The sequence below is a fragment of the Maribellus mangrovi genome (genome assembly GCF_037646455.1).
Lineage (GTDB): Bacteria > Bacteroidota > Bacteroidia > Bacteroidales > Prolixibacteraceae > Draconibacterium > Draconibacterium mangrovi_A.
Genome location: NZ_JBBIXN010000016.1, coordinates 1 through 569, shown reverse-complemented (window position 1 = coordinate 569; position 569 = coordinate 1). Strand labels below are relative to the sequence as shown.

The 569-nt window shown below is 54.7% G+C and carries 1 protein-coding gene; it reads left to right on the top strand.

Going from position 1 to position 569, the window contains the following annotated elements; translation table 11 throughout:
• Positions 1-569: hypothetical protein (locus WFY05_RS22245; protein WP_340115148.1), on the top strand; the 569-nt coding region annotated here is incomplete at both ends.

Sequence of the window (569 nt, the reverse complement as noted above, 5' to 3'; positions counted from 1 at the left end):
ACGAGACCGTTAACGCCTGTGACATTTACGATGCCGACGATAACCAGGCCTCAGCTCAGGCCGCGCTTAACACTGCGTTTGACACCTGGCTGACAGCGCAGACCACAGCCGTAGGAGAAGGTGGTGGCTGTAGCCCGACACTTGAAAATGACTTTGACGGAACATATATCGACTTCTGTGCCGGCGGCTCGATCCTTGTAACCTGGACTGTTTCGGATATCTGTGATACGATCACCACGCAGGCGACCTACACGGTAAATCCGGTTCCGTCGCTTAGCTTGACAGCACCGTCAGACGAGACCGTTAACGCCTGTGACATTTACGATGCCGACGATAACCAGGCCTCAGCTCAGGCCGCGCTTAACACTGCGTTTGACACCTGGCTGACAGCGCAGACCACAGCCGTAGGAGAAGGTGGTGGCTGTAGCCCGACACTTGAAAATGACTTTGACGGAACATATATCGACTTCTGTGCCGGCGGCTCGATCCTTGTAACCTGGACTGTTTCGGATATCTGTGATACGATCACCACGCAGGCGACCTACACGGTAAATCCGGTTCCGTCGCTT